This is a genomic window from Mycobacterium sp. NPDC003449 (assembly GCF_053588415.1).
In genome coordinates, this window is record NZ_JBSFPX010000020.1 from 1 (window position 1) to 23234 (window position 23234).

At 68.5% G+C, this 23234-nt stretch carries 22 protein-coding genes; 8 read left to right on the plus strand and 14 right to left on the minus strand.

Annotation, left to right across the window (positions count from 1 at the left end):
* On the plus strand, window positions 1-414 hold a 414-nt coding region (locus ACWDTP_RS08325; RefSeq protein ID WP_450018438.1), incomplete at its 5' end, for an SRPBCC family protein.
* 51 nt (window positions 415-465) lie between these two features.
* On the opposite strand, the gene ACWDTP_RS08330 is transcribed toward ACWDTP_RS08325, so the two are convergent.
* The 3 genes from ACWDTP_RS08330 to ACWDTP_RS08340 form a co-directional block, all read right to left on the minus strand.
* Window positions 466-882 (minus strand): VOC family protein, encoded by a 417-nt coding sequence (locus ACWDTP_RS08330; RefSeq protein ID WP_450018440.1) that lies wholly within the window; start codon window positions 880-882, stop codon window positions 466-468.
* Between the two features lie 87 nt (window positions 883-969).
* Window positions 970-2181, minus strand: a complete 1212-nt coding sequence (locus ACWDTP_RS08335; RefSeq protein WP_450018442.1) for an MFS transporter — start codon at window positions 2179-2181, stop codon at window positions 970-972.
* A gap of 18 nt (window positions 2182-2199) precedes the next feature.
* A complete protein-coding gene (locus tag ACWDTP_RS08340; protein WP_450018444.1) occupies window positions 2200-2679 on the minus strand; it encodes a MarR family winged helix-turn-helix transcriptional regulator in 480 nt (159 codons plus the stop codon).
* 98 nt (window positions 2680-2777) lie between these two features.
* Here ACWDTP_RS08340 and ACWDTP_RS08345 point away from each other — a divergent pair, with 98 nt between their 5' ends.
* A complete protein-coding gene (locus ACWDTP_RS08345) occupies window positions 2778-4814 on the plus strand; it encodes an ABC transporter ATP-binding protein (protein ID WP_450018446.1) in 2037 nt (678 codons plus the stop codon).
* Window positions 4811-5659 carry a CbiQ family ECF transporter T component gene (locus ACWDTP_RS08350; RefSeq protein WP_450018448.1) on the plus strand — a complete coding sequence of 283 codons (849 nt, stop codon included), beginning with the start codon at window positions 4811-4813 and terminating at the stop codon, window positions 5657-5659. The genes ACWDTP_RS08345 and ACWDTP_RS08350 overlap by 4 nt, the downstream gene beginning before the upstream one ends.
* Here the strand turns inward: ACWDTP_RS08350 and ACWDTP_RS08355 are convergent, their stop codons facing one another.
* From ACWDTP_RS08355 to ACWDTP_RS08370, 4 genes are read right to left on the minus strand one after another with little or no spacing between them, the layout of a single operon-like run.
* Window positions 5660-6556, minus strand: coding sequence for a DUF4349 domain-containing protein (locus ACWDTP_RS08355; protein WP_450018450.1), 897 nt, complete (start codon window positions 6554-6556; stop codon window positions 5660-5662).
* A 54-nt stretch (window positions 6557-6610) separates the two neighbouring features.
* On the minus strand, window positions 6611-7942 hold the full coding sequence (locus ACWDTP_RS08360) for an ABC transporter substrate-binding protein (RefSeq protein ID WP_450018451.1): 1332 nt from the start codon (window positions 7940-7942) through the stop codon (window positions 6611-6613).
* An 8-nt stretch (window positions 7943-7950) separates the two neighbouring features.
* A complete protein-coding gene (locus tag ACWDTP_RS08365; RefSeq protein ID WP_450018453.1) occupies window positions 7951-8763 on the minus strand; it encodes a carbohydrate ABC transporter permease in 813 nt (270 codons plus the stop codon).
* Complete coding sequence (locus ACWDTP_RS08370) at window positions 8750-9622, minus strand: carbohydrate ABC transporter permease (protein WP_450018455.1); 873 nt, start codon at window positions 9620-9622, stop codon at window positions 8750-8752. Before ACWDTP_RS08370 ends, ACWDTP_RS08365 begins: the two co-directional genes overlap by 14 nt.
* Before the next feature lie 222 nt (window positions 9623-9844).
* On the opposite strand from ACWDTP_RS08370, the gene ACWDTP_RS08375 reads away from it, so the two are divergent.
* On the plus strand, window positions 9845-10624 hold the full coding sequence (locus ACWDTP_RS08375; protein ID WP_450018457.1) for a cutinase family protein: 780 nt from the start codon (window positions 9845-9847) through the stop codon (window positions 10622-10624).
* 58 nt (window positions 10625-10682) lie between these two features.
* On the opposite strand, the gene ACWDTP_RS08380 is transcribed toward ACWDTP_RS08375, so the two are convergent.
* The 4 genes from ACWDTP_RS08380 to ACWDTP_RS08395 form a co-directional block, all read right to left on the minus strand.
* Window positions 10683-11252 carry an NADPH-dependent F420 reductase gene (locus ACWDTP_RS08380; protein ID WP_450018459.1) on the minus strand — a complete coding sequence of 190 codons (570 nt, stop codon included), beginning with the start codon at window positions 11250-11252 and terminating at the stop codon, window positions 10683-10685.
* On the minus strand, window positions 11227-12054 hold the full coding sequence (locus ACWDTP_RS08385; protein ID WP_450018461.1) for an LLM class F420-dependent oxidoreductase: 828 nt from the start codon (window positions 12052-12054) through the stop codon (window positions 11227-11229). Before ACWDTP_RS08385 ends, ACWDTP_RS08380 begins: the two co-directional genes overlap by 26 nt.
* Before the next feature lie 123 nt (window positions 12055-12177).
* The gene (locus ACWDTP_RS08390; protein WP_450018463.1) at window positions 12178-12765 is read right to left on the minus strand and encodes a TetR/AcrR family transcriptional regulator; all 588 of its coding nucleotides are present in this window, start codon (window positions 12763-12765) and stop codon (window positions 12178-12180) included.
* 63 nt (window positions 12766-12828) lie between these two features.
* A complete protein-coding gene (locus tag ACWDTP_RS08395) occupies window positions 12829-14490 on the minus strand; it encodes a sulfatase-like hydrolase/transferase (RefSeq protein WP_450018465.1) in 1662 nt (553 codons plus the stop codon).
* Between the two features lie 49 nt (window positions 14491-14539).
* Between ACWDTP_RS08395 and ACWDTP_RS08400 the strand changes: the two genes are divergently transcribed.
* Genes ACWDTP_RS08400 through ACWDTP_RS08410 form a run of 3 tightly spaced genes read left to right on the plus strand, consistent with a single transcriptional unit; the run spans window position 14540 to window position 18128 of the window.
* A complete protein-coding gene (locus tag ACWDTP_RS08400) occupies window positions 14540-16057 on the plus strand; it encodes a TldD/PmbA family protein (RefSeq protein WP_450018467.1) in 1518 nt (505 codons plus the stop codon).
* A complete protein-coding gene (locus ACWDTP_RS08405) occupies window positions 16054-17424 on the plus strand; it encodes a metallopeptidase TldD-related protein (RefSeq protein WP_450018469.1) in 1371 nt (456 codons plus the stop codon). The genes ACWDTP_RS08400 and ACWDTP_RS08405 overlap by 4 nt, the downstream gene beginning before the upstream one ends.
* 14 nt (window positions 17425-17438) lie before the next feature.
* The gene (locus tag ACWDTP_RS08410) at window positions 17439-18128 is read left to right on the plus strand and encodes a YwaF family protein (protein WP_450018471.1); all 690 of its coding nucleotides are present in this window, start codon (window positions 17439-17441) and stop codon (window positions 18126-18128) included.
* Window positions 18129-18133: 5 nt separating this feature from the next.
* Here the strand turns inward: ACWDTP_RS08410 and ACWDTP_RS08415 are convergent, their stop codons facing one another.
* Together ACWDTP_RS08415 and ACWDTP_RS08420 are read right to left on the minus strand one after the other, a co-directional pair.
* Window positions 18134-19471: an MFS transporter gene (locus tag ACWDTP_RS08415; RefSeq protein WP_450018473.1), complete on the minus strand. Its 1338-nt coding sequence runs from the start codon at window positions 19469-19471 to the stop codon at window positions 18134-18136.
* Window positions 19464-20753 carry a lyase family protein gene (locus ACWDTP_RS08420; protein WP_450018475.1) on the minus strand — a complete coding sequence of 430 codons (1290 nt, stop codon included), beginning with the start codon at window positions 20751-20753 and terminating at the stop codon, window positions 19464-19466. The genes ACWDTP_RS08415 and ACWDTP_RS08420 overlap by 8 nt, the downstream gene beginning before the upstream one ends.
* Before the next feature lie 169 nt (window positions 20754-20922).
* On the opposite strand from ACWDTP_RS08420, the gene ACWDTP_RS08425 reads away from it, so the two are divergent.
* A complete protein-coding gene (locus ACWDTP_RS08425) occupies window positions 20923-21720 on the plus strand; it encodes an IclR family transcriptional regulator (RefSeq protein ID WP_450018477.1) in 798 nt (265 codons plus the stop codon).
* Between the two features lie 45 nt (window positions 21721-21765).
* On the opposite strand, the gene ACWDTP_RS08430 is transcribed toward ACWDTP_RS08425, so the two are convergent.
* The gene (locus ACWDTP_RS08430; RefSeq protein ID WP_450018479.1) at window positions 21766-23232 is read right to left on the minus strand and encodes a sodium:solute symporter; all 1467 of its coding nucleotides are present in this window, start codon (window positions 23230-23232) and stop codon (window positions 21766-21768) included.
* Window positions 23233-23234: the final 2 nt, after the last annotated feature.

A 23234-nucleotide genomic window follows, 5' to 3' on the forward strand; every position in this document is an offset into this window, starting at 1 on the left:
GAGAAGATCTTCGACCTGCTGACGGACCCGCGCAGGCACCGCGATCTCGACGGTTCGGGTGCGGTCCGCGACCCGGTCGGCGAACCGGACCGGCTGGTGCTGGGCAGCCGGTTCGGCATGTCGATGCATGTCGGCTTGCCGTACCGGATGGTGAGCACGGTGATCGAGTACGAGCCGAACCGGCGACTGGCCTGGCAGACCCACGGCCCCACCCGGTTGGGCAGGTACGTCGCGGGCCGGGTGTGGCGTTACGAGCTGGAACCGGTCGGCGACGCGACGTTGGTGCGCGAAAGTTGGGACATATCACGGGAATCGTGGCTGACGCTCCCGCTGGTTCGAGGTCAGGCAGCCGTGACACGGGCGAACATAGCGGCCACGCTGGCCCGGATCGAGGAACTGGTGGCCGGTCGGTAAGCCTGCCCTGGATTCGCGTGCGTAGCGCTGGGGCGATTTTCCACTGTGGCGCTAAGTACGCGGACCCAGATCGCGCCCGCGGTAGGTGCCGAAGGTCCACAAGTTTCCCTCGGGGTCGGCGGCGGTGAACGCGTAGGCCGCGTCGCCCGAGCCGAACTGTGTTGTGGCCGGCGCAGTGATGACCGTGCCCGCACCGGAACCGCGTACCCGTTGGTACACCGCGTCAACGTCCTCGGTAACGATGTACACAGCCGCGGCTCCCGGTTTCATGGACCCGTGCACGCTGTCGGTGTGCTTGGTCGAGCCGAAGACCAGTGAGCCGCCGCCGGGCCAGCGCAATTCGGCGTGCACGATGTCGTTTTGGTCGTCGGTCGCTGTGACGACTTCGTCGAATCCGAGAACGTCGACGAGGAACCGCAGTGCCGCCAGCGTGTCCAGGTAGTGCAGGATCGGCCAGATTGTGGACATCGGCACCAGCCTAGTCCCGCCGAGAGTGAAGCCAGGGTTGTCAACCGGCGAGTTTGACAACCCTGGCTTCACTTTCGCGACAGAAAACTAGGTGTCGCTGCCGACGGTGACCGCGGTGGCCTCATCGGTGAGCTCGTCGAGCCCCTGCTCCTCGTCGTCGACACCGGCCAGATGCGACCGGCTCGCGAACAGCACCCCGGCGCCGGCCAGAACGGCGGCCGCGCCGACCCAGTAGGGCAGGTGCACGCTGATCTCCTCGCCGAGCACCCCGGCCAGCCACGGTGCGACGGCGGCACCGCTGAACCGCAGGAAGCTGTAGGCCGCGGAGGCCACGCCACGTTCGACCGGTGCGGCTTTCATCACGGTCTCGGTGATCAGGGTGTTGTTGATGCCGATGAACAGGCCCGCGATCACCACGCCCGCCGCCAGCACGGCCTTGGAGTCGGTCCACACGGCCATCACCACCAGCACGGTGGTGAACGCCAGCAGGTTCACGATCAGCACCCGCACGGTGCCGAACCGGTGCTGCAGGCGTGGCGCGACCACCACCGAGGTGAACGCCAGCGCCAGGCCCCAGCCGAAGAAGATCAGGCCGATCTGGTGGGCGGTCATGTCCAGCGGGAACGGGGTGAAGGCCAGCAGGGTGAAGAAGCCGAAGTTGTACAGCAGCGCGGTGATCGCCACCCCGAGCAGGCCACGGTGCCGCAGGGCCCGGAACGGATCGGCCAGTGTGGTGGCCCGTTTGGCGCGCGGTGTGGCGGGCAGCAGGAACGCGGTGATCACGAGGGCGAACGCCATCAAGGCCGAAACCCCGAAGAACGGGCCCCGCCAGGAGATCGAGCCGAGCACGCCGCCGACCAGCGGGCCGACCGCGATGCCGAGGCCGAGCGCCGCCTCGTAGAGGATGATCGACTGCGCCACAGAGCCTTTGGCCGAGTTGACGATGGTGGCCAGTGCGGTCGCGATGAACAGGGCGTTACCCAGCCCCCACACCGCGCGCCAGCCGACGATCTCCATCACGGAGTCGCTCATCCCGGCCAGTCCCGCGCCGGCGATGATGATCACCAACCCGATCAGCAGGGTCCGTTTCGGCCCGATCCGGCTCGACACCACACCCGTGACCAGCATCGCGACACCCATCACTGCCATATAGCTGGTGAACAGCAGCGACACCTGCGACGGCGAGGCATTGAGGTTGTCGGCGATCGGTTTGAGGATCGGGTCGACGAGTCCGATGCCCATGAAGGCGACGACGGACGCGAAGGCAACGGCCCAAACGGCTTTGGGTTGGCGCCACATATGCGCGAAAACTCCTGTCTAGTTGTCGGGATACTCGGCGACGTCCACCAGTAGGCGGCGGATGACGTCGACGGCGGCGGCGAGGGTCTCGCGGTCCTCGGCGTCGAGTCGGTCCAGGCGGGGGTTGATGGCCGCGGCGCGGTCGGCCCTGGCCTGGTTCAGGGTCTGCCTGCCCTTGTCGGTGATCCGGATCAGCACCGCGCGGGCATCGCCGGGATCGGCGGTCCGCGATACCAGGCCGGCATCCTCCAGACGACGCACCTGGGTCGTCATGGTCGGCTGCGAGCAATGGTCGAGCAGGGCGAGATCGGAGATGCGGGCCTCGCCCTGATCTTCGATGGTGGACAGCAACCGGGCCTGCGCCCAGGGCAGCGGAAGCTTGGTGCGCTGGGTGGCCAGCCGGTTGAGGCGGGCGACGACCGACAGCAGGTCGGCCCCGAGTTCGGATTCGTGGGTCACCACGCCATTGTCGGCGGTGGGGGTCGGCATGGTGTCCATAATTGCATAGATGATCTATGCAGTCCAAACGCCGCTGCGTGTCGGCTGTCACACCACGGCCGGACAGCCCGGTTCATATCGGCTGGCAGAATCGAGAAATGACCGCGAACCCACCGGCCAGCACGTCCCGGCGCGGACTGACCCCCGGTGAACTCGCCCAGGCCGCGGTGATGGCGGCCCTGGCCGCCGCCACGGCGATCATCGCGGTCGTGGTTCCGTTCGCGGCGGGCCTGTCGCTGCTGGGCACGGTGCCGATGGGGCTGCTGGCCTACCGCTACCGGCTGCGGGTCCTGCTGGCGGCGACGGTCGCGGGCGCCACCATCGCCTTTCTCATCGCAGGCATGGGCGGGATGATGACGGTGGTCAACTGCGCCTACATCGGCGGACTCACCGGCATCGTCAAACGTCGCGGCCGCGGCACCCTCACCGTGCTGGCCGCGGCCCTGGTGGCCGGCGCGCTGTTCGGCGGTGCCATGGTGGGCGCCCTGATGGTGCTGACGCGGCTGCGCACCCTGATCTTCGACTCGATGACCGCCAACATCGACGGCCTGGCCGCCATCATCGCCCGCATCCCCTCGATCGCGGCCACCGCCGAACCGCTCAAGCACGGCTTCGCGACCCTGCTCGACTGGTGGCCGCTGTTGATCGTGCTCATGGGTATCCAGAGCATCACGTTCGTCAGCCTCATCGGATGGTGGGCGCTGTCGCGGATCCTGGCCCGGCTGCTCGGCATCCCCGATGTGCACAAACTCGACGCCGGCGTCGAGGAACCGCCCGTGGGTCCGGTGCCGGCCCGGCTGACCGATGTGCGGTTCCGCTACCCGGGCGTCGAGCACGACGCGCTGGCCCCGGTCTCGATGGACCTGAATCCGGGCGAGCACGTCGCGGTGACCGGGCCCAACGGCTCCGGCAAGACCACGCTGATGCTGATCCTGGCGGGCCGTGAACCCTCCTCGGGCACCGTCGATCGGGCGGGTGCCGTCGGACTCGGCCGGATCGGCGGCACCGCGGTGATCATGCAGCACCCCGAAAGCCAGGTGCTGGGCACCCGGGTGGCCGATGACGTGGTGTGGGGACTGCCGCCGGGGGCGACGACGGATGTGGACAAGCTGCTGGACGAGGTCGGCCTGCACGGGCTGGCCGAACGGGACACCGGTGGGCTCTCCGGTGGCGAACTGCAGCGCCTGGCGGTGGCCGGCGCATTGGCCAGGGAGCCGTCGCTGCTCATCGCCGACGAGGTCACCAGCATGGTCGATCAGCACGGCCGGGACACGTTGATGAATGTGCTGTCCGGGCTGACCGACCATCACCGGATGTCGCTGGTGCACATCACCCACTACGACGCCGAGGCCAGGACCGCCGACCGCACGGTGAACCTCGGCGCCGGCGGCAGCCCGGACAACACCGACATGGTGCAGACCTCGGCCGTGCCCGCCGGTTCGACGGGCGGGCACCAGCCCGGTGCGCCGGTGCTCGAGCTGACCGGTATCGGGCACGAATACGCCAGCGGCACCCCGTGGTCGAAGACCGCCCTGCGCGACATCACCTTCACGGTGCACGAGGGGGACGGTCTGCTCGTCCACGGTCTCAACGGATCCGGTAAGTCGACGTTGGCCTGGATCATGGCCGGGCTCACGGTGCCCACCTACGGCGCCTGCCTGCTCGACGGTGCCCCGGTGTCCGAGCAGGTGGGTGCGGTGGCGCTGTCTTTCCAGGCGGCCCGCCTGCAGTTGATGCGCAGCAGCGTCGAACGCGAAATCGCCTCGGCCGCGGGGTTCTCCGTCGAGGACCGGGACCGGGTCGTCGCGGCGCTTGGCACCGTCGGGCTGGACCCGGCGCTGGGCAAACGCCGGATCGACCAACTCTCCGGTGGGCAGATGCGCCGGGTCGTGCTGGCCGGGCTGCTGGCCCGCTCGCCGCGCGCACTCATCCTCGACGAACCCCTCGCCGGCCTGGACGCGGCCAGCCAGCGCGGTCTGCTGCGGCTGCTGGAGGATCTGCGCCGGGACCGCGGGCTCACGGTCGTCGTCATCTCGCACGACTTCACCGGTCTGGACGGACTGTGCCCCCGCACCCTGCACCTGGAGGGCGGCGAGCTCGCCCGCACCCCGACCGTGGCCGGAGGACCCCGATGACCGCACCCACCCGCGGGCAACGCAAACCGGTCGTGCTGCTGCGCCCGGTGCCCGGCGACACCGTCATCCACCGGTTGTGGGCCGGCACCAAGCTGCTCGCCGTCGTCGGGATCGGCGTGCTGCTGACCTTCTACCCGGGCTGGGTGCCCATCCTGTTCGTGGCGGCACTCGTGCTGGTGGTGGCCCGGCTCGCCCACATTCCCGGCGGTGCGGTGCCCACCATCCCGGTCTGGCTCTGGATTCTGCTCGCCCTGGGCGCGCTGACCGCGACGTTCGCCGGCGGCTCCCCGGTCATCGACGTCGGTTCGACGCAGATCGGGCTGGGCGGGCTGTTCAACTTTCTCCGGATCACCGCGCTCTCCGTCGTGCTGCTCGGGCTCGGCGCGCTGGTGTCGTGGACCACCAACGTGGCCGATATCGCCCCGGCCGTGGCGACCCTGGGCCGGCCGCTGCGGGTGCTCCGGATCCCGGTGCACGACTGGGCGGTGACGGTCGCGCTGGCGCTGCGCGCGTTCCCGATGCTCATCGACGAGTTCCGCACGCTGTACGCGGCGCGACGGCTGCGCCCCAAGGAGCGCGCCGAAACCTTCCGGGCCCGGCGCAGGCAGCGGGTGTCGGACATCGTCGACCTGCTGGCGGCGGCCGTTACGGTGGCGCTGCGCCGGGCCGACGAAATGGGCGACGCGATCACCGCCCGCGGTGGCGCCGGGCAGATTTCGGCGGCCCCGTCGCGGCCGAGTCGCCGGGACTGGATCGCGTTCGCGGTGCTGGTGGTGGTGTGCGGGACGGCGCTGGGGCTGGAGCTGACGGTTCTGGGCACCAGCCTGCCGCGCAACCGCGGATAGTCAGCCGCGCCGCGACCGCACCACCCAGACGGCGGCGAACAGGACCACGATCACCACGGCCAGCACCCCGAGCCACGGCAGGAACAGCCCGAACAGCATCACCGCGCCGGACGCGACCGCCACCAGGGCGTCCCAACCGCGCTCGATCTGACCGGTGAACCCGTGGTACTGCTTGGTCGGGCCACCCACGCCCTCGGCGATCACATCGAGATCGACCGTGCTGTAGTCGATCTGGTCGCCGAGCTGAGTGCGCTGAGCCCGCAGGCTGTCGAGGTCGGCCTGGCGTTGCGACAACGCGCCTTCGGCCTTGATCAGGGCATCGGGATCCTTGGCGTCGCGCATGATGCCCAGCAGCCGGTCGACCGAAGTCTGCAGCGCGGTGATGCGGGCATCGAGATCGACCCGCTGGGCGGTCACATCCTCGGCCCTGATCTCCACGGTGTCGACGGTGCCCAGCTTCTCGAACTCGTCGAGGGTGTCGTCGAGTTCGGCGATCGGCACCCGCAACACGAGCGAGATGTGGGCCCGGCCCGAGCGGGACCCGGCGTCCTCGGAGCGGCTGTCGACGCGGCCGCCCGCGCCGGTGGTGATCGACACCGCCTTGTCGGCGGCGGCCGTGGTGTCGGCGGTGGTCAGCGTCATCGACGCGGTCTTGACGACATCGCGGCCGGCCTCGGTCGGTGACTCCTTGAATCCGGGACCGCCGCCCGTGGGCGCGGGCGCCGCCGTCGGTGCGGCCTGCGGCGGTGCGTAGGCGGTCTGGGTTTGCGGTGCCTGGGGCCGCGCCGAATCCCCGAACTGACCGGCCGAACAGGCCGGCGCGGTCCCGAGCAGGGCCGCGGCCAGCAGTGCCACGATGATCCGAGACCGACGGGACGCGCTCGCGCACTCGACCATCAGCACAATCTAAGGGATCGCGGTGGCGTTGGTGGGCGATCGGGGGTGCGGCCGTCAGCGTCGGGCGGCGCTGTTGGCCGCCCACTGGGCATCCGACAGCGTGGCCGCGACATCGCGCCGGCCGAGGAACATCTCGGCGAAATACGGTGAGAGCGCCTCGAATCCGGCCGGGAAGCCGGCACCGCCCGGTGCCGGGATCCGGGGCCCGCGCAGCACCTGGAAGAACGGGCCGACGTCGACACCGCGGGCCTGCCAGTAGTCGTGGTACACCGGCTGGGCGGCGAGCACCGCGGGGATCGCCGCCCCGTGTGCTCCGATGAATTCGCTGCCGCGCTTGCCGCCCATCCAGGCCAGCACCTGGCGCACCGCATCGGGATGCCTGGTGGCCGAATTCGCGGCCGCGGCAATACCGTTGGTGACGCTGACCCGGCCCTTTGGGCCGGCGGGCAGCATCGCCACACCCCACCGGAACGGGGCCTGGTCGGCGATCGCGGCCAGGTTGTAGGTGCCGGATTGGAACAGCGCCATGCGGCCCGCCAGGAAGGCGTTGCGAGAGAAGTCCCCGTTGGTGTTGGTGTCCGACGCCGGGGGTGCGACATGGTCGGTGTTGATCAGGCGCACCAGATAGTCGAAGGCCACCACCGACTGTGGATTGTCGAAGGCGAAACGGTCGCCGATGGTGAAGATGCCGCCCGCCGAGCCGACGTAGTTGAGGTAGATGCCCTGCATATCGTTGGCGGCGTTGTAGCCCCATTGCCGGATGCGGTCGGCGTCGAACCCAGGTGTGGCCGCGGTGCGGCCCGCCTCGTCGACGGTGAGCCGGGCCAGCAGCGGCCGCAGGGTGTCGTCGGGGCCGTCGGACCAACGCATGCCCGGCAGCTCGGCGAGGTCGACACCCGCGGCGTCGAGCAGGTCGGCGTTGAAGTACACCGCGATCCCCGCATCGGTGAGTTGGGGTACCGCCCACAGTGTTCCGTCCCGGGTGAACTGGTCGACCACGGCGGGTTCCCAGGCGCGCGCGGCGTCGGAGCCCAGTACCCGGCCGATATCGAGCAACCGTCCGTTGTCAGCGTATCCGGCGAGGTAGGCGTTGGACACCCAGAAGATGTCGTCGGCGCTGCCGCCGGCCACATCGGTGCGCAGGGTGTCGAAATACGTCGAATAGGCGACCGTGTTGACCCGCACTTCGATATCGGGATGCGCGGCGCTGAACGCCTTGAACGACTCCCGGTAGGCCGCGGCCACCTGCGGATCCCACAACCGCACCGTCACCACGGTGCGGCCCGACGGCTCGCCGGAGCGGCCCATCAGCATGGCGGCCACCAGCAGCACGGCCATGGTGAGGGCCAGGCCCATAGCCCAGAGCGTGGAGCGTCTCGGCCTCATCTCCGCGCTCATTTGATGCCCGTCACCACGATCGAGCGGACGATGTTGCGGGACAGCGCGGCGAACAACACGATCAACGGCACGATCGCCACCGTCGTCGCCGCCATCACCAGCGTCCACTGGGCGTTGTACTGGGTCTGCAGACCCGCGGTGGCCACCGTGAGCACCCGCCACCGGTCGCCGCTGGTGATCACCAACGGCCACTGGAAGTTGTTCCACTGGCTGACCACGGTGATCAGGGCCAGCGTCACCAGGATCGGCCTGCTGGCCGGCACCACCACATGGGTGATCACGTCGAGGGTGTTGGCGCCGTCGAGGCGGGCCGCGTTGATCAGCTCGCCGGGGATGGACCGGAAGTATTCGCGCAGCAGGAAGATCGCGTAGGGCGAGCCGAACATGAACGGCAGCACCAGCGCCCAGAACGTGTTGCGCAGCCCCGCTTCGGCCATCATCAGGTACAGCGGCACCACGGTCACCGTGGCCGGCACCATCAGCGTCGCGACGTACACCCAGAACAGCGCGTCGCGGCCGGGGAACTGCAGCCGGGCGAAGGCGTAGGCGGCCAGCACGGAGAACACCAGCTGGCCGACCAGGATGACAGCGGTGGCCAGCGCGGTGACCACAAGAGCCCGGCCGAAGCCGGCGTCGGCCAGGCCCAGATAGTTGTCCAGGGTGGGCGGTTTCGGCAGCGACAGCGGCGAATCCGTGGCGAACTGCTGCGGTGAGGTGAACGACGTCAGCAGACCCAGCCCGAACGGCAGCAGCGTGATCACCGCGCCCAGCATCAGCGCGGCGTAGATCAGCAGGTTACGTGAGGTCATAGCTGATCCTGCGGCGGAAGTAGCGATGTTGGGCCAGCGTGACACCGACCAGCAGCACGAACAGCACGATGGCCATCACCGCGGCCCGCCCGACCGCCGCCGCGCCGAACGCCTCGGCGTAGATGCGGTGCGCGATCAGATCGGTGCGGCCCTGCGGCCCACCCTCGGTCAGCGCGTACACGGTGTCGAATACCTGTGCCGCGCTGACGATTCCGGTGACCAGGACGAAGAACATGGTCGGCCGCAGCATCGGCAGCGTGATGTGGCGGAACCGCTGCCAGGCGTTCGCGCCGTCGGTGCGGGCGGCGTTGTGCACGTCGGACGGGATATTGAGGATGCCGGCCAGGAAGAACAGCGTGACGTAGCCGACGTTGGTCCACACCACCACGGCCGAGACCACCGGCAGCGCCAGGCCGGGATCGGTCAGCCATTCGATGCGGGTGTCGAGCGCGGTGCCCAGCGCACCGTCGGTGGGGGCGAGGATCCAGCGCCACAGCACCGCGATGGCCAGCGGCGCGCAGATCCACGGCAGCACATAGACCGTGCGGAAGAATCCGGTACCGGGCAACCCGCGGGCCAGCAGGATCGCGGCGAACAAGCCCAGCAGCGTCTGCGTCGGCACCACCAGCCCGATGAACAGCACGGTGACCACCAGCGATGTCGCGAACGACGAATCGGTGAGCACCGAGATCCAGTTGTCCAGCCCGGCATATTGGATCGGGCCGAGCAGATCCCACCGTTGCAGGCTCAGCCAAACCACCACCAGCATGGGCAGCAGCAGAAACGTGGCGACACCGAAGAGGCTGGGGGCGACAAGCGCGTACCCCAGGACAGTCGTCCGCACCCGCGAGGTGGCCATCGGACAATTAAAGCGGTCGACGAATCCCTGCCGTCACGGCGGGCGGCCCGTAGAAAACGCCGATCGCGGTCCCGGTAATCCCGGCGCCCACCGTTTTCCGCAGGTGGCGTACATCACTTGACTGCGCGGAATCGTAGCTACCGTCGTTCCACTTGTTGCAGGTAATTGCCACTACCACATCGAGGCGATGGCAAACGGGAACGAGGGACGGGAAACGAACTCATGAGCACATCGCAGCCAGCTCGAAGGATCGCCAGGGCAGCGCAGTCCGCAGTCTTCGCCGCGCTCGCGGTGGCCGGGGTCGGCGTCGGTTCGTTGATCGGCCCGATCGCGACGGCCAATGCCGCCGCCGATGCGTGTGCCGATGTCGAGGTGGTGTTCGCGCGGGGCACCAACGAGGCACCCGGGGTCGGTGCGACCGGACAGGCGTTCGTCGACGCGCTGACCGCCCAGCTGCCCGGCGAAACCGTCGACGTCTACGGCGTCAACTACCCCGCCTCGCTGAACTTCGGCCAGGCCGTCGACGGGATCGCCGACACCAGCAACCGGATTCAGTCGATCGCGGCGAACTGCCCGGCAACCAAGATCGTGCTCGGCGGATACTCGCAGGGCGCCGCCGTCGCCGGCTACACCACGTCAAGCGCGGTGCCCGCCGGGTACACCCTGCCCGCCGGCATCTCGGGTCCGATGCCCGCCGAGGTTGCCTCGCATGTCTCGGCGGTCGCGCTGTTCGGGACGCCGGACGACTGGTTCCTGAATCTGGTCGACCACGACGCACCCCCGATCGCCATCGGCCAGTCCTATGCGCCCAAGACCATCCAGCTGTGCGCCACGGGTGACCCGGTCTGCTTCCCCGGTGGCCTGAGCCGGGCCGCACACAGCTCGTACAAGGACAACGGAATGGCCGTGCAGGCCGCCGACTTCGTGGCCCGCCAGTTGGGTGGCGGCGCCCCCGCGGCGACCGTGGTGCAGGCGGCGGGCGCGGTGGCACCCGCGAACTGACCCGGATGCCGATCGGCGGCCGGAAGCGAGTCCTGACCGGACCGCTTCCGGCCGTCGGTCACAGGTCACCGGGCTCGGCGAAGCGGTAGAAGACGCCGCCCTGCGGTGCGACGCCCAGCAGCAGCCAGGCGGCGTCCTCCAGATCGCGGGCCCTGGAGAGATCGCCGACCCGGACCGGGTCGTAGCCGGCGTCGCGAATGAGCCGTTCGGTGACCTGGCGCGCCTCCTCGTCGGAGACGTAGAGATTGCCCGGCCGTACCCGCTGCTCGGGCAGGGCGCCGAAGAGTGCCCCGAAGTTCAGGTTGAAACTCTTGGCCACCGGAGCTCCGGTGAAGGCCTTCACCTCCTCGGCGTACGAGGGGTAGTCGCCATGGCGTGCGGGCAGGGCATTGGTCGCGTCGATGGCGACCTTCCCCTTGAGTCCGGTCACGTTCTGCAGCGCGCGTGAGATCTGATTGCCGGGCACGGCAACCAGGACGACGTCGGCGTCTGCAGCATCGCCGCCGTCGCGGCCCAATTCATCGACCTGATGCCCGGCCGCTCGCCAGAGGCGGGCCAGCCCGCCGCCGATGGTTCCTCGTCCGATCGTGACGATCTTCAACTCAATCTCCTGAACGACGTCGGTCACGCCAGGTCAGCATGTCCTCGAGGGTGCTGAAGTCGTAACCGGTGGTGGGGTGGGGTGCGATCTCGGCGATGAAGGTGGTGGCGCCTGCGGCGTGGTAGGCGTCGGCGCTTCCGGCGCCGAACCAGTGCACCGAGCGTTCGATGTCGTTTCCGTCGCGTCCGGAGGCCGCGGCGAGTTCATCGAGGCGGGTGCTGGTCTCGGCGAAGCCCTCGACGGACAGGAAGGTATGCCAGATGTCGGCGTAGCGGACCACCGCGGGCAGGGTCCGCTTCGGTCCGGTGCCGCCGATGAGAACGGGCACCTTGCGGACCGGGGGAGGTGTCAGCTGGCTGAAGCGCTCCTCGATGCGTTTCAGGCCCGCGTCGAACACCTCGAACCGCGACGTCCAGGTCCCGAACTCGTATCCGTAGGTGGTGTAATCCTTCTCGTACCAGCCTGCGCCGAGACCGAGCACCAGGCGGCCTCCACTGATGTGGTCGACGGTGCGCGCCATATCGGCGAGCAGGTCGGGATTGCGATACCCCATGCCGGTCACCAGCAGCCCGATCTCGGCGCGGTGGGTGATCTCTCCCCACGAGGCCAATGCGGTCCAGCCCTCGAAATTGCTGACGTCGGGCTGGATCTCGGCGAGCACGGGGATGCCCTGGTTGAGGTCGGCGACCTCGGGCCGGTGGAAATGGTCCCAGCCGAAGATCAGGTCGGCTCCCAACTCCTCGGCGCGCAGCACAGCGCTGCGCCAGGACGCGTAATCCGGGGTATTGCCGGGTTGCAGCAGTACTCCGACGCGGATGGGTCGGGTCATGGAAGGCCTTTCGGGTCAGTTATGTACTGAGTAATACAAAACGCAGGATCGGTTAGCGCGTGGGCGCTGCCGATGTTTTGACGCTACCCGGTTTTGTATCGTAAGGTCAATAACTGGATTTCGTCAGGCCCGCAGCAGCGTGATCGCCTGCCGGCCTGCGGCGGTGATGGTGGCGGCTGAGGCGCCGCCCTTCCGTAGGGCTTCGATTCCGCGAAGGACCGCCAGTAGCAGACTGGCGAGCTCGCGGGGATCGGCGTCGGCGTCGATGTCGCCGTCGCGTTGGGCTTCGGAGATCGTCGCGGTCAGTTCGCGCAACCAGAGGTTCAGGGTGTGTTTGACGCGCTTGGTTGCCTCGGGGTCGGTGGCCGACAGTTCGGCGGCCGTCTTGGCGATCAGACAGCCGCGGCGGTCGACGTCGGAAATGGTGGCGGCCGTGGAGGATTCGATGTGGTCGGCCAGCCGGTCCCAGGCCGACTTCTCCGGGTCACGTAGCTGTGAGCGCAGGTTATCGGAGGTTTCCGAGCAGTAGTCGTCGAGGCTTCGCAGGAAGATGGTGTGCTTGTCACCGAAGGTGTTGTAGAGGCTGCCGCGGCCCAGTCCGGTCGCGGTGCCCAGATCGTCGAGCGAGGTGCCGGCATAGCCCTGCGACCAGAAGACGTCGCGACTGTTTCGTACGGCCTCGTCTTCATCGAATTTCCGTGGGCGCGCCATGGCCTCAGCTTAGCCGGTTTTCGACCGTATGGTACAGAATCAGCCTCCGTATCCATGGTCGGCTCAGCCTCCGCGCAGCGCGGCGAGCTCGGCCATATCGGCCAGCCCCTGCTCCTGAGCCTCGTTGAGAAACGCGGGCAACGGGGCACGCAGTTCGGGCAGCACCTGGTGATCCAGCAGTGCGGTGAGTTCGGCCTGCCGAGGATTCGCCCCCGCCTGATTGTCCAGCTCGGCGACGCCGGAACTCGTTGCATAGTCGTATAACTCGTATTCGACGGGTCGCGCCGGGTCGACCTCCATGCCGCCGTCCTTCCAGTAGGCGTACCTGCCGAACTTGGCGTCGGGGGTACGCACGGCGACGATATGGCCGGGCGCGGAGGTCGGGATGTCGGTCGGGGGAGCGGTCGCCCCGAAAATCTTCTGCGCGATCGGTGATTTCAGCAGTGTCGCGATGTCCTCCACCGACATGTCGTCGGTGGCGTGCGCGACCCACGGCCGGCCGGGCGTCCCCGCATCGGCGGCGATGGCCGCGATATCGGCACGGTCGGCCAGATAGGAGTATCGGGTATCCGAACGCCAGCCGGGTCCGCCGTGCGCGATCGTCAACAACAGCGGGGCCAGATCGGCGCTGGAGGTGAGCTGTTGACGGCTGCCGCCGGGGCTGGGCGTCAGGCGGCCGGACGGATCGCGGATGTAGAGCGGCACCCGGATGCCTTCCTCGTAGATCGCGGCGCCCTTGCCCCGCAGGCCGTGCGAGCCCGCGTACTCGCCGTGGTCGGAGGTGAACACGACGACCGTGTTGGCGTCGACGTCGGGCCGGGTGGCCAGGGTGTCGAGCACCCGGCCGATCTGGGTGTCCACCTGCTGCTGCAACCACAGGTACATGTCGAGGCACCGGGCCCACAGCTCGGGTTCATCGGGGGGCATCGGACCCGTCATGAACGGCGACATGAAGTCCATGAAGTCGATCTGCAGCTGCGGTTTGCGGCGCCTGCGCAGCTCGTCGGCGGTCTCGAAATTGGCCGGCTTGGCATCGAATACGTGCGGAACATACTCGGGCAGCGGGTTTTTCGGCCACCAGCAGATGTCATGCGGATTCACCAGCGAGACCGTGGTGCACCACGGGCCGGCACCGGCGTTGGCGTCGAACCACCCGTCGAACTGGTCGACGATCGACGGATCCTGCTGCAGGCCCTGGTTGGGCGCGCCGTTCGGTGACGGGTAGGTGCCGCCGGAGAATCCGTGCACGTCGAGCCCGTCGGGCGTGTTGTCGGCGTCGTGACCGAGGTGCCATTTGCCCCACCACCAGGTGCGGTAGCCGGCGTCGCGCAGCATCGTGCCCCAGGTGGGGAACCTCGGCGCCAGCGTCGACTCGGTGGGCCCCTCGCCGGTGAACAGGCAGCCGGTCTGATGGGAGTACAGGCCGGTGGTCAGCACGCCGCGAGACGGCGTGCACATGTTCGACGCGGTGTAATGCGAGGCGAACGACACGCTGCGCTGTTCGAGCCCGTGCAGCCGCGGCAGCAGCGCAGCGAGCCGTTGCGCGTCCGGGAACCACTGCGGCGCCCGCATCTGGTCGACCACGATGACCAGGATGTTGGGCGGGCCGCCACGGGCCGGGGCGGCCGGCTTGCGAAGCAATTCGTAACCGCCGAATCCCGCCGCGGCGGCCGCCGCCGTGACCGCTGTGCCACCGAGAACTGCCCGTCGACTGAACTTGGCCATCCCGTCAGAGTATGAGTCCACCCTGAGAGCACCGTTAGGGTGGACAAGCGTGACAGCTCAGCGACATGTCGACGCCGACTTCCTGCGGCTGCCCCGGACCGAGCTGGCCGATGCGGCGCTGGCCGCGGCGGCCGCGGCCGGGGCAGGCTATGCCGACCTGCGGATCCACCGCATCACGACCGAGATCATCCAGTTACGGGACGGTGAGCTGGAGACCGCCGTGGTCGATGTCGAGGTGGGGCTGGCGGTGCGGGTCATCGTGGACGGTGCCTGGGGGTTCGCCTCCAACGCCGAACTCGCCCCCGAGGTCGCGGCCGAGACCGCGCGCCGCGCGGTCTCGGTGGCCACGACGCTGGCCCCGCTCAACGCCGAACGCATCGAACTCGCTCCCGAACCGGTCTACTCCGAGGTGACCTGGGTGTCGGATTACTCCGTCGACCCGTTCACGGTGACCGCGGCCGACAAGATCGCGGTACTCGACGACTACTCCGGCCGGCTGCTGGCGGCCGACGGTGTGGACCACGTCTCGGCAGGTGTGCACGCGGTCAAGGAACAGACGTTCTACGCCGACACGTTCGGCTCCTCGATCACCCAGCAGCGCGTGCGGGTGCTGCCGACGTTGGAGGCCATCGCGGTCGATTCCGCGGCCGGGACGTTCGAGACCATGCGCACCCTCGCACCGCCGACGGCGCGCGGCTGGGAGGCCGTGGCCGGCGACGCGGTGTGGAACTGGACCTCGGAGTTGGCCGAGCTGCCCACCTTGCTGGCCGAGAAGATCAAGGCGCCGTCGGTGGTCGCCGGACCGACCGATCTGGTGATCGACCCGTCCAACCTGTGGCTGACCATCCACGAATCCATCGGGCACGCCACCGAATACGACCGGGCCATCGGCTACGAGGCGGCTTACGCGGGGACGTCGTTCGCGACGCCCGACAAGCTCGGCACCATGCGGTACGGGTCACCGGTGATGAACGTGACCGCCGACCGTACCGTGGAATTCGGTTTGGCCAGCGTCGGATTCGACGACGAAGGGGTGCGCGCGCAGAGCTGGGACCTGGTGCGCGACGGCATCTTCGTCGGCTACCAGTTGGACCGGGTGTTCGCACCCAAGCTGGGTGAGGCCCGCTCCAATGGGTGTTCCTACGCCGATTCGGCGCACCACGTGCCGATCCAGCGGATGGCCAACGTATCGCTGCAGCCCGGCGGCGACGGCCTGAGCACCGAGGACCTGATCTCCCGGGTGTCCGACGGGCTGTACATCGTCGGCGACAAATCCTGGTCGATCGATATGCAGCGCTACAACTTCCAGTTCACCGGCCAGCGGTTCTACCGGATCCGGGACGGGCGGCTGGACGGTCAGGTGCGCGACGTCGCCTACCAGGCCACCACCACCGACTTCTGGGGTTCGATGGAGGCCGTCGGCGGGCCGTCCACCTGGCGGCTGGGCGGGGCGTTCAACTGCGGCAAGGCGCAACCCGGCCAGGTGGCCCCGGTCAGCCACGGCTGCCCGAGCGCGCTGTTCCGCGGCGTCAACGTGCTCAACACCCGAACGGAGGGCGGCCGATGATCGGCGCACAGCAGGTCGTCGACATCGCCTTGGCGGCGGCCGGGCACGGAGCCGAGACCGGCGAAACCATAGTGCTGGTCACCGACCGCACCGACGCGTCACTGCGCTGGGCGGGCAATTCGATGACCACCAACGGTGAGACCGTGAGCCGTACGACGACGGTCATCTCGGTGCTGCGCCGGGGCGGTAAGGCGCACGTCGGATCGGTGCGCTCCAGTGAGGTCGATCCGGCGGTGATCCCCGATCTGGTTTCGGCGGCGCAGCGGGCCGCGCTGGCCGCGCCGGAGGCCCGTGACGCGGCCCCGCCGCTGCCGCCCGACGGGTCGCCGCCGGACTGGGATGCGCCCGTCCCGTCGACCGGTGCGCGGGTGTTCTCCGGGATCGCAGGCGATCTGGCCAGAGGTTTCCGCGGGGCCGACCGGCTCTACGGGTATGCCCGCCATGTGCTGGAGACGACCTTCCTGGCGACCTCGGGCGGGCTGCGGCGCCGCTACACCCAACCGACCGGATCGCTGGAGATCAACGCCAAGCGCAACGGTGCCAGCGCCTGGGCCGGGGTCAGCACCGCCGACTTCGGTGATGTGCGGGTGGATTCACTGCTCGACGAGCTGTCGCTGCGGCTCGGCTGGTCGCGGCGGACCGTCGAACTGCCGGCAGGACGGTACGAGACACTCATGCCGCCGTCGACCGTCGCCGATCTGATGATCGACCTGACCTGGGCCATGGACGGCCGCGGCGCACAGGAGGGCCGCACCGCACTGTCGGGCCCGGACGGCACCCGGGTGGGGGAGAGGCTCACCGATCTGGGCCTGACGCTGTACTCCGATCCGTTCGCCGAACCCCTGGCCTGCCAACCGTTCGTGGCGGTTCCGACCTCCTCGGAGCGGACCTCGATATTCGACAACGGGATGGACATCGGGAGGGTGGACTGGATCCGCGACGGTGTGGTCAACGCCCTGGCGTATCCGCGTGCGGTGGCCGCCGAGTACGGGACGCCGGTGGCCGCACCTGCCGACAATCTGCTGATGACCGGCGGCACAAACGAATTGGCCGATATGATCGCCGGGACCGAGCGCGGGCTGTTGTTGAGCACACTGTGGTACATCCGTGAGGTCGATCCGACGGTGCTGCTGCTGACCGGGCTGACCCGCGACGGTGTGTACCTGATCGAGGACGGCGAGGTGACCGCCGCGGTGAACAACTTCCGGTTCAACGAGAGCCCGCTGGATCTGTTGCGGCGGGCCACCGAGGCCGGTATCAGCGAGATCACCCTGCCGAGGGAATGGGGCGACTGGGCCACCAGGGCGTCGATGCCGACGCTGCGGATCCCCGATTTCCACATGTCCTCGGTGAGCCGGGCGCAATGAGCTGAGGGGGGCCGATGATCCTGTCCCAACGGCAATTCACGGCCTACGGTCCGTCACACTGGGCCGTGATCGTCGTATTCGTCGTGGGGGCAGTGGCGCTGGTCTACCTCGGCCGCCGCCAGACCGACCGGCAATCGCGGGTGTTCGGTCGCGTCCTCGGAGCCCTGACAGCCCTGATATACGTCGCGATTCTGGTCTACGCACTGGTGCCGCCGTCGATCGGGCGGTCGGTACCGCTGCAGTTGACCGACCTGGCGACCGTCGCGGGCGCCTGTGCCCTCTGGTCGCAGCGACAGTGGGCGTTCGTGCTCACCTACTACTGGGGTCTGGTGCTCAGCACCCAGGCGCTGATCTCACCGGTATTGCGGAGCCCGGACTTCCCGCACTACCAGTTCTTGGCCTTCTGGGCGATCCATCTGCTCGTGGTCTGGGCCGCAATCTATCTGACCTGGGGTCGCGGGATGCGTCCCGACTGGCGCGGATATCGATTCGTGGTGTTGGTGACCGCGGTGTGGGTGGCGGTCACCATGACGTTCAACGGCATTGCCGGAACCGACTATGGCTTCCTCAACGGGAAACCTGCCACCGCATCGCTTCTCGATGCGATGGGTCCGTGGCCGGTCTACGTGCTGATCGCCGGCGCCCTGGTGGCGGGGGTGTGGGCGCTCATGACGTGGCCGTGGGAACGTCGGCGGCCTGCGTAGTGGCATCAACCGCGCTGGGCGTCTTCGGCGATGTTGCCCAGGGACTCGTTACCGGTCTCAGGTGCCCATGCCCAGCAGATCAACCCGCCCGTGGTCAGCACGGCGACACAGGCGATGAGCGCGGTGTTGACGCCGATGCCTGCCACCACCAGTGGCAGCAGGAAGGTGCTGACCGCCGAACCCAGGCGGCTTGCCGCGGTGGCGATCCCAACCCCGGACGCGCGCAGGTCGGTCGGGAAAAGTTCCGGCGGATAGGCGAATTCGAGATTCACCGCCGCCGCCAGGACCAACGCGAAGAGGGCGAACAGCGCGATCGCGACGATGGGTCCTGCGCCGGCGAATACCACCAGCGCCGCCAGCAGACCCGCGCTGAGCAGGAACGACCCGATGAGAAAGCTTCTGCGCGAGATGCGGTCGATCAGCAGCAGACCGACCACGGCACCGACGAGCAGGAATGCGTTGTAGGTCGCGCCGGCGCCGAGCTTGCTGGTGACGCCGAGCGATTCCATGATCTGCGGCGAGAACGTCCCGAGCGCGAAGAACGGGATGACCTGGCAGACGTAGAAGAGAGCGCCGACCGCGGTGCGCTTGCGGAACTTCGGGGTGAACAGCACCCGCACACCGCGGCGGGCGATCGCCGGTTCTGCCGGCGGGGGCAGCACATTGGGTCCGAGGTGGGTACGTACCACCGCTGCTGCCTCGTCATATCGGCCGTGCTGGGTCAGCCAAAGCGGTGATTCGGGCACTCCGAGCCGGAACGCGAAGATCATGAGTGCGGGGACCGCGCTCGCCACCAGCATGTAGCGCCAGGACTCTCCGCCGACATGGGTCAGCAGGTAACCGACCAGATAGGCCGCGACGTAGCCGGCGGCCCAGGCGACGGCCAACAGGCTCATCAGACGGCCCCGGAAACTGCGCGGTGCGTGTTCGGTGACCAGGGATTTGCTGACCACATAGTCGGCACCGAGGACTATGCCGATGAGCAGCCGAAGGACCAGCAGCTGCCATGGTGATTGCACGAAGAACTGGAGTGCGGACAGGACGGCGAAAACCAGCATGTCCCACGCGAAGATGCCACGCCGGCCGATGCGGTCGGCGATCGGGCCGGTGCCGACGGCACCCAGGAAAAGACCGGCGAGCGTTGCTGCGCCGAGCAGGCCGATCCACAGCGGGGTCAATCCCAGGGCGCTCGTCGACGCCGTGATGACAATGCCGATGATGCCGAGAATGAACCCGTCACTGAACTGCCCACCGGTTCCGGCGATGGTCACCCGGATCTGGAATCCGGTCAGCGGGGCGTCCTCGTAGGCCACGGGTGTGCCGTGCTGGATGGCATTAGACATCGGCGGACCCATTCGAGGTGGCGGTGCTCTCGTTCTGGGCGTGATATCGGATGGTGGTGGCTTCATAGCCGCTCGTGGCCGACAGGGTGACCCAGGAATCCAGGGCGCCGCGCAGGTTCTCCTCCCGGCGGGGGCCGTCCCAGGTGATGCCGGCAATGCACAGTTGGCCGAAAGTGGTTGCCGCGGATTCGATATCGGCCATGATCGTGACGATCGAGTCGACGATCACCGGTTCCATCACGTTGAGTTCGAGCTCGCCTGCGGCGACGGCGCATTCGACGGTGTGCGCACACCCGCGGATCCGGTAGCTGAGCTGCATCACGTATTCGGGGATGGCAGGGTTGACCTTGGCGGGCATGATCGACGACCCGGCCTGCACCGCGGGGATGGTGAGATCTCCGATCCCGCCGGTGGGGCCGGACGACAACAGTCGGATGTCCGCGGCCACCTTCGCCAGTGTCAGTGCCACCCGTGCGCCGGCGTGCGCGACGTCGGCGTACGGGTCGAGGTTGGCCAGCGCGTCGAACAAGTCTGCGGCGGGACGGATGTCGCGGCCGGTCAGTGCGGCGAGCTCGGCGACCGCGAGCTCGCGGTAGCCCTCCGGTGTGCCGAGCCCGGTACCCAGCACGGTGGCACCGAGCGCGACGTCGGTCATGGCGGCCACCGCGGACGTCAGCCCCGCCGCCGTGCGGCGGATCGCCGCCGCCTGCGACCGGTGCGTCTGGCCCGCGGTCAGTGCGACGGCATCGCGCAGGCAGGTGCGACCGAGGTGCTCGGTGCCGTCGAACTCGTCGGCCTTCGCGGCCAACGTGCTGGCGAGCTCGCCGAGTGCGGCCAGTGGCCTCTCGGCGAGGTCCAGCACCGTCACGGCCATCGCGGTCGGGTAGGTGTCGTTGGTTGACTGGGACGCGTTGACGTGGTCGTTGGGGTGCACCGCGATTCCCAGCAGCTGCGTGGCGCGAGCGGCCACCACCTCATTGATGTTCATGTTGGTCGTCGTCCCGCCGCCCCCCAGCAGCAGCGCCGACGGGAACTGCGCGGAATGCTCGCCTGCGACGATCTCCTCGCACGCGGCGACGATGGCATTGGCACGGCGCTCGTCGAGCACTCCCAGTTGGGCGTTGGCCCGCGCAGCGGCCAATTTGACCAACGCGTAGTTGCGCACGAACGTCGGCACATCGCCGAACGTCCGCCCGGGACCGGGGAAGTTGCCCAGAGCCAGCGTCGTCTGTCGTCCGTACAGTGCGGCCGGATTCTCGGCCCGTGTCGCAGTGGTGGTCATGGATGGTGCCTTTCAGGTGACGCGGAGCACTTGGTTCGAGAACTGTAGGCGGACCGCCACCCGAGCTGAACTGATGTTGCTCGGACGGCAACAAAATTTCGACTGTACTGCGGTCTTCTGTTCAAGTAGCGTCCGAACTGTTGTTGTCACAGCAACAGAGAGGTGCACCGTGGCCGATACGTCCGCCGAACGGGTCGCCGCGCTGATCCTGGCTTTCGACCGCGGGGGCAACTCCGCGGGCGAGCATTCGGTCAGCGACCTCGCTCGCGCGGTCGCCCGCGAGCGCAGCCAGGTGTCCCGGATGCTCAAGGCGCTGGAGCGCGGCGGGCTGGTCGAACAGAACCGCGATACCAAGCTCTACCGGCTCGGCTGGCCCCTGCTGGTCCTCGCCTCGGGGGCGGGCAACACACCACTGCTGCGGGCGGCCCGGCCCGCGCTGCAGAGTCTGGTGTCGCGATCGGGTGAGGTGGCATTGTTGTCCGTGCAGCAGGGAAACCGATCGCTGACCGTGCTGCGTGAGGAGTCCCATCAGTCGTTGCGCGCCGGTGGATGGGTGGGGCGCAGCTCGCCGATGCATTGCTCGGCGTCGGGCCGGGCATTGTTGTTCGACAGCGACGACGAGCTCGTCGAGGCGTTGACCTCGGAGGCCCTGCAGGCACCGATATCCACCCTTGCCGCGCCCGCCAGTCTCGACGAGCTCCTCACACGTCTCAATGCCGAACGCGCCCAGGGCTATTCGGTGGCATCCGAGGAAATCGAGATCGGGCTCACCTCGGTCAGCGCCCCGGTCCGCGACCGGCACAACGCAATCGTCGCGGTGATCAACGTTTCGGGGCCGACATCGCGGCTCATCGCGCACGTCGATGACATCGCCAAACTCCTGCTGGCGGCGGCCGCGGCCGTCCAGCGAAACCTCTCCGCTCCGACGCAGAGCCGGATCAGCGGGCGACCGTCATCACGCGGCTAACGGTGACGGTGGCCGCGCCCGGTGTGCCGGGTCCGGCGCAACCCGTCAGGTGCGGGCCACCGTCGCGGTGTCGCGACCCGCGAGCCGCTCGTCCCACTCGGCCAGCACCGGCGCGGGAGTCCGCGGCGTGGCGAGGCTGACCGCGATGTAGGCGATCAGGCTGGCGGCCAGGCCGTAGTAGATCGGTTCGTTGGCCAGCACATCGCCGACCATCGCCATGGTGCCCAGCGTCACCACGGTGCCGACCGCCATCGACACCAACGCGCCGGTGCCGGTCGCCCGCTTCCACAGGAACCCGCCGAGGATCGGCACCAGCAGACCGCCGACCAGGATGTCGTAGGCGATGGTCAGCGCGCCGACCACATCGTTGAGCAGGGCGGCGATGATGATCACGATGACGCCGAGCACCGCGACGTACCGCCGGTCCGAATGCACCTCCACCGCAGCGTCCCCGGCCTGCTCGGGGCGCTTGCCGATCAGGCGCAGCAGCAGCGGTTTGACGTCGGTGCGGGCCACCGTGGCGGTGGCGATCAGTGCGCCCGATGCCGTCGACATCATCGCCGCGACGGCGGCGGCCAGCACGAGACCGCTGATCCCCACGGGCAGAATGGCTTCGGCGATCTGGGCGTAGACGTCGTCCTTGGCTTCGACATCGGGCAGGAAGGTCGAGGCCGCCATGCCGATCAGCGCTCCGGCGATGCCATAGGCCACGCAGTACAGCGCGGCCGTGGTGCCACCCCATTTCGCCACCTGCGGCGAGCGTGCGGTGAACACCCGCTGCCAGATGTCCTGTCCGATCAGCATTCCGAAGCTGTAGACCACGAAGAAGGTGATGATGGTGTCGGTGCCGATCGTGCCGAGACTGAACACCGCGTCACCGGCCCGCTCGCGGATGCCGTCCAGGCCGCCGGCCCGGTTCCAGGTGAACGGCAGCAGCAGGAAGAACACACCGATGGTCTTGAGGACGAACTGCACCATATCGGTGAGTGTGATCGACCACATCCCGCCGATCGTCGAGTACAGCATCACCACGGCGCCGCCGATGACCACCGAAACCGTTCTGCCGGTGCCGAACAGCACGTTGAACACCGTCGCATAGGCGATGGTCGAGGTGACCGACAGCATCAGGGTGTAGGCGGCCATCACCACCCCGGAGGCCGAGGTCGCGTCGACGCCGTAGCGCAGGCTCAGCATCTGCGCGACGGTGTAGACCCGAAGACGCTGGATGGGGCCGGCGAAGAACAGGCTCAGCGCGAGCAGTCCAACGGCGATCGCGACCACCAGCCACATCCCGGAGATGCCCCACTTGTAGCCGAGGCCCACCCCGCCGACCGTGGATGCGCCACCCAGCACGACCGCGGCCATGGTGCCGGTGTACAGCGCGGGACCCAGGCGGCGGCCGGCGACCAGGAAGTCGGCGGAGTCCTTGGTGCGGGTCTTGCCCCAGAATCCGAACGCGAGCATGGCGAGCAGATAGGTGACGACGATCGCGATATCGAGTGGTTTACCCACGG

Excerpts from the sequence above, each read along its gene's own strand:
- ACWDTP_RS08330 (WP_450018440.1), bottom strand. The coding sequence starts at position 882 with ATGTCCACAATCTGGCCGATCCTGCACTACCTGGACACGCTGGCGGCA.
- ACWDTP_RS08335 (WP_450018442.1), bottom strand. The coding sequence starts at position 2,181 with ATGTGGCGCCAACCCAAAGCCGTTTGGGCCGTTGCCTTCGCGTCCGTC.
- ACWDTP_RS08340 (WP_450018444.1), bottom strand. The coding sequence starts at position 2,679 with ATGGACACCATGCCGACCCCCACCGCCGACAATGGCGTGGTGACCCAC.
- ACWDTP_RS08345 (WP_450018446.1), top strand. The coding sequence starts at position 2,778 with ATGACCGCGAACCCACCGGCCAGCACGTCCCGGCGCGGACTGACCCCC.
- ACWDTP_RS08350 (WP_450018448.1), top strand. The coding sequence starts at position 4,811 with ATGACCGCACCCACCCGCGGGCAACGCAAACCGGTCGTGCTGCTGCGC.
- ACWDTP_RS08355 (WP_450018450.1), bottom strand. The coding sequence starts at position 6,556 with ATGGTCGAGTGCGCGAGCGCGTCCCGTCGGTCTCGGATCATCGTGGCA.
- ACWDTP_RS08360 (WP_450018451.1), bottom strand. The coding sequence starts at position 7,942 with ATGAGGCCGAGACGCTCCACGCTCTGGGCTATGGGCCTGGCCCTCACC.
- ACWDTP_RS08365 (WP_450018453.1), bottom strand. The coding sequence starts at position 8,763 with ATGACCTCACGTAACCTGCTGATCTACGCCGCGCTGATGCTGGGCGCG.
- ACWDTP_RS08370 (WP_450018455.1), bottom strand. The coding sequence starts at position 9,622 with ATGGCCACCTCGCGGGTGCGGACGACTGTCCTGGGGTACGCGCTTGTC.
- ACWDTP_RS08375 (WP_450018457.1), top strand. The coding sequence starts at position 9,845 with ATGAGCACATCGCAGCCAGCTCGAAGGATCGCCAGGGCAGCGCAGTCC.
- ACWDTP_RS08385 (WP_450018461.1), bottom strand. The coding sequence starts at position 12,054 with ATGACCCGACCCATCCGCGTCGGAGTACTGCTGCAACCCGGCAATACC.
- ACWDTP_RS08390 (WP_450018463.1), bottom strand. The coding sequence starts at position 12,765 with ATGGCGCGCCCACGGAAATTCGATGAAGACGAGGCCGTACGAAACAGT.
- ACWDTP_RS08395 (WP_450018465.1), bottom strand. The coding sequence starts at position 14,490 with ATGGCCAAGTTCAGTCGACGGGCAGTTCTCGGTGGCACAGCGGTCACG.
- ACWDTP_RS08405 (WP_450018469.1), top strand. The coding sequence starts at position 16,054 with ATGATCGGCGCACAGCAGGTCGTCGACATCGCCTTGGCGGCGGCCGGG.
- ACWDTP_RS08410 (WP_450018471.1), top strand. The coding sequence starts at position 17,439 with ATGATCCTGTCCCAACGGCAATTCACGGCCTACGGTCCGTCACACTGG.
- ACWDTP_RS08415 (WP_450018473.1), bottom strand. The coding sequence starts at position 19,471 with ATGTCTAATGCCATCCAGCACGGCACACCCGTGGCCTACGAGGACGCC.
- ACWDTP_RS08420 (WP_450018475.1), bottom strand. The coding sequence starts at position 20,753 with ATGACCACCACTGCGACACGGGCCGAGAATCCGGCCGCACTGTACGGA.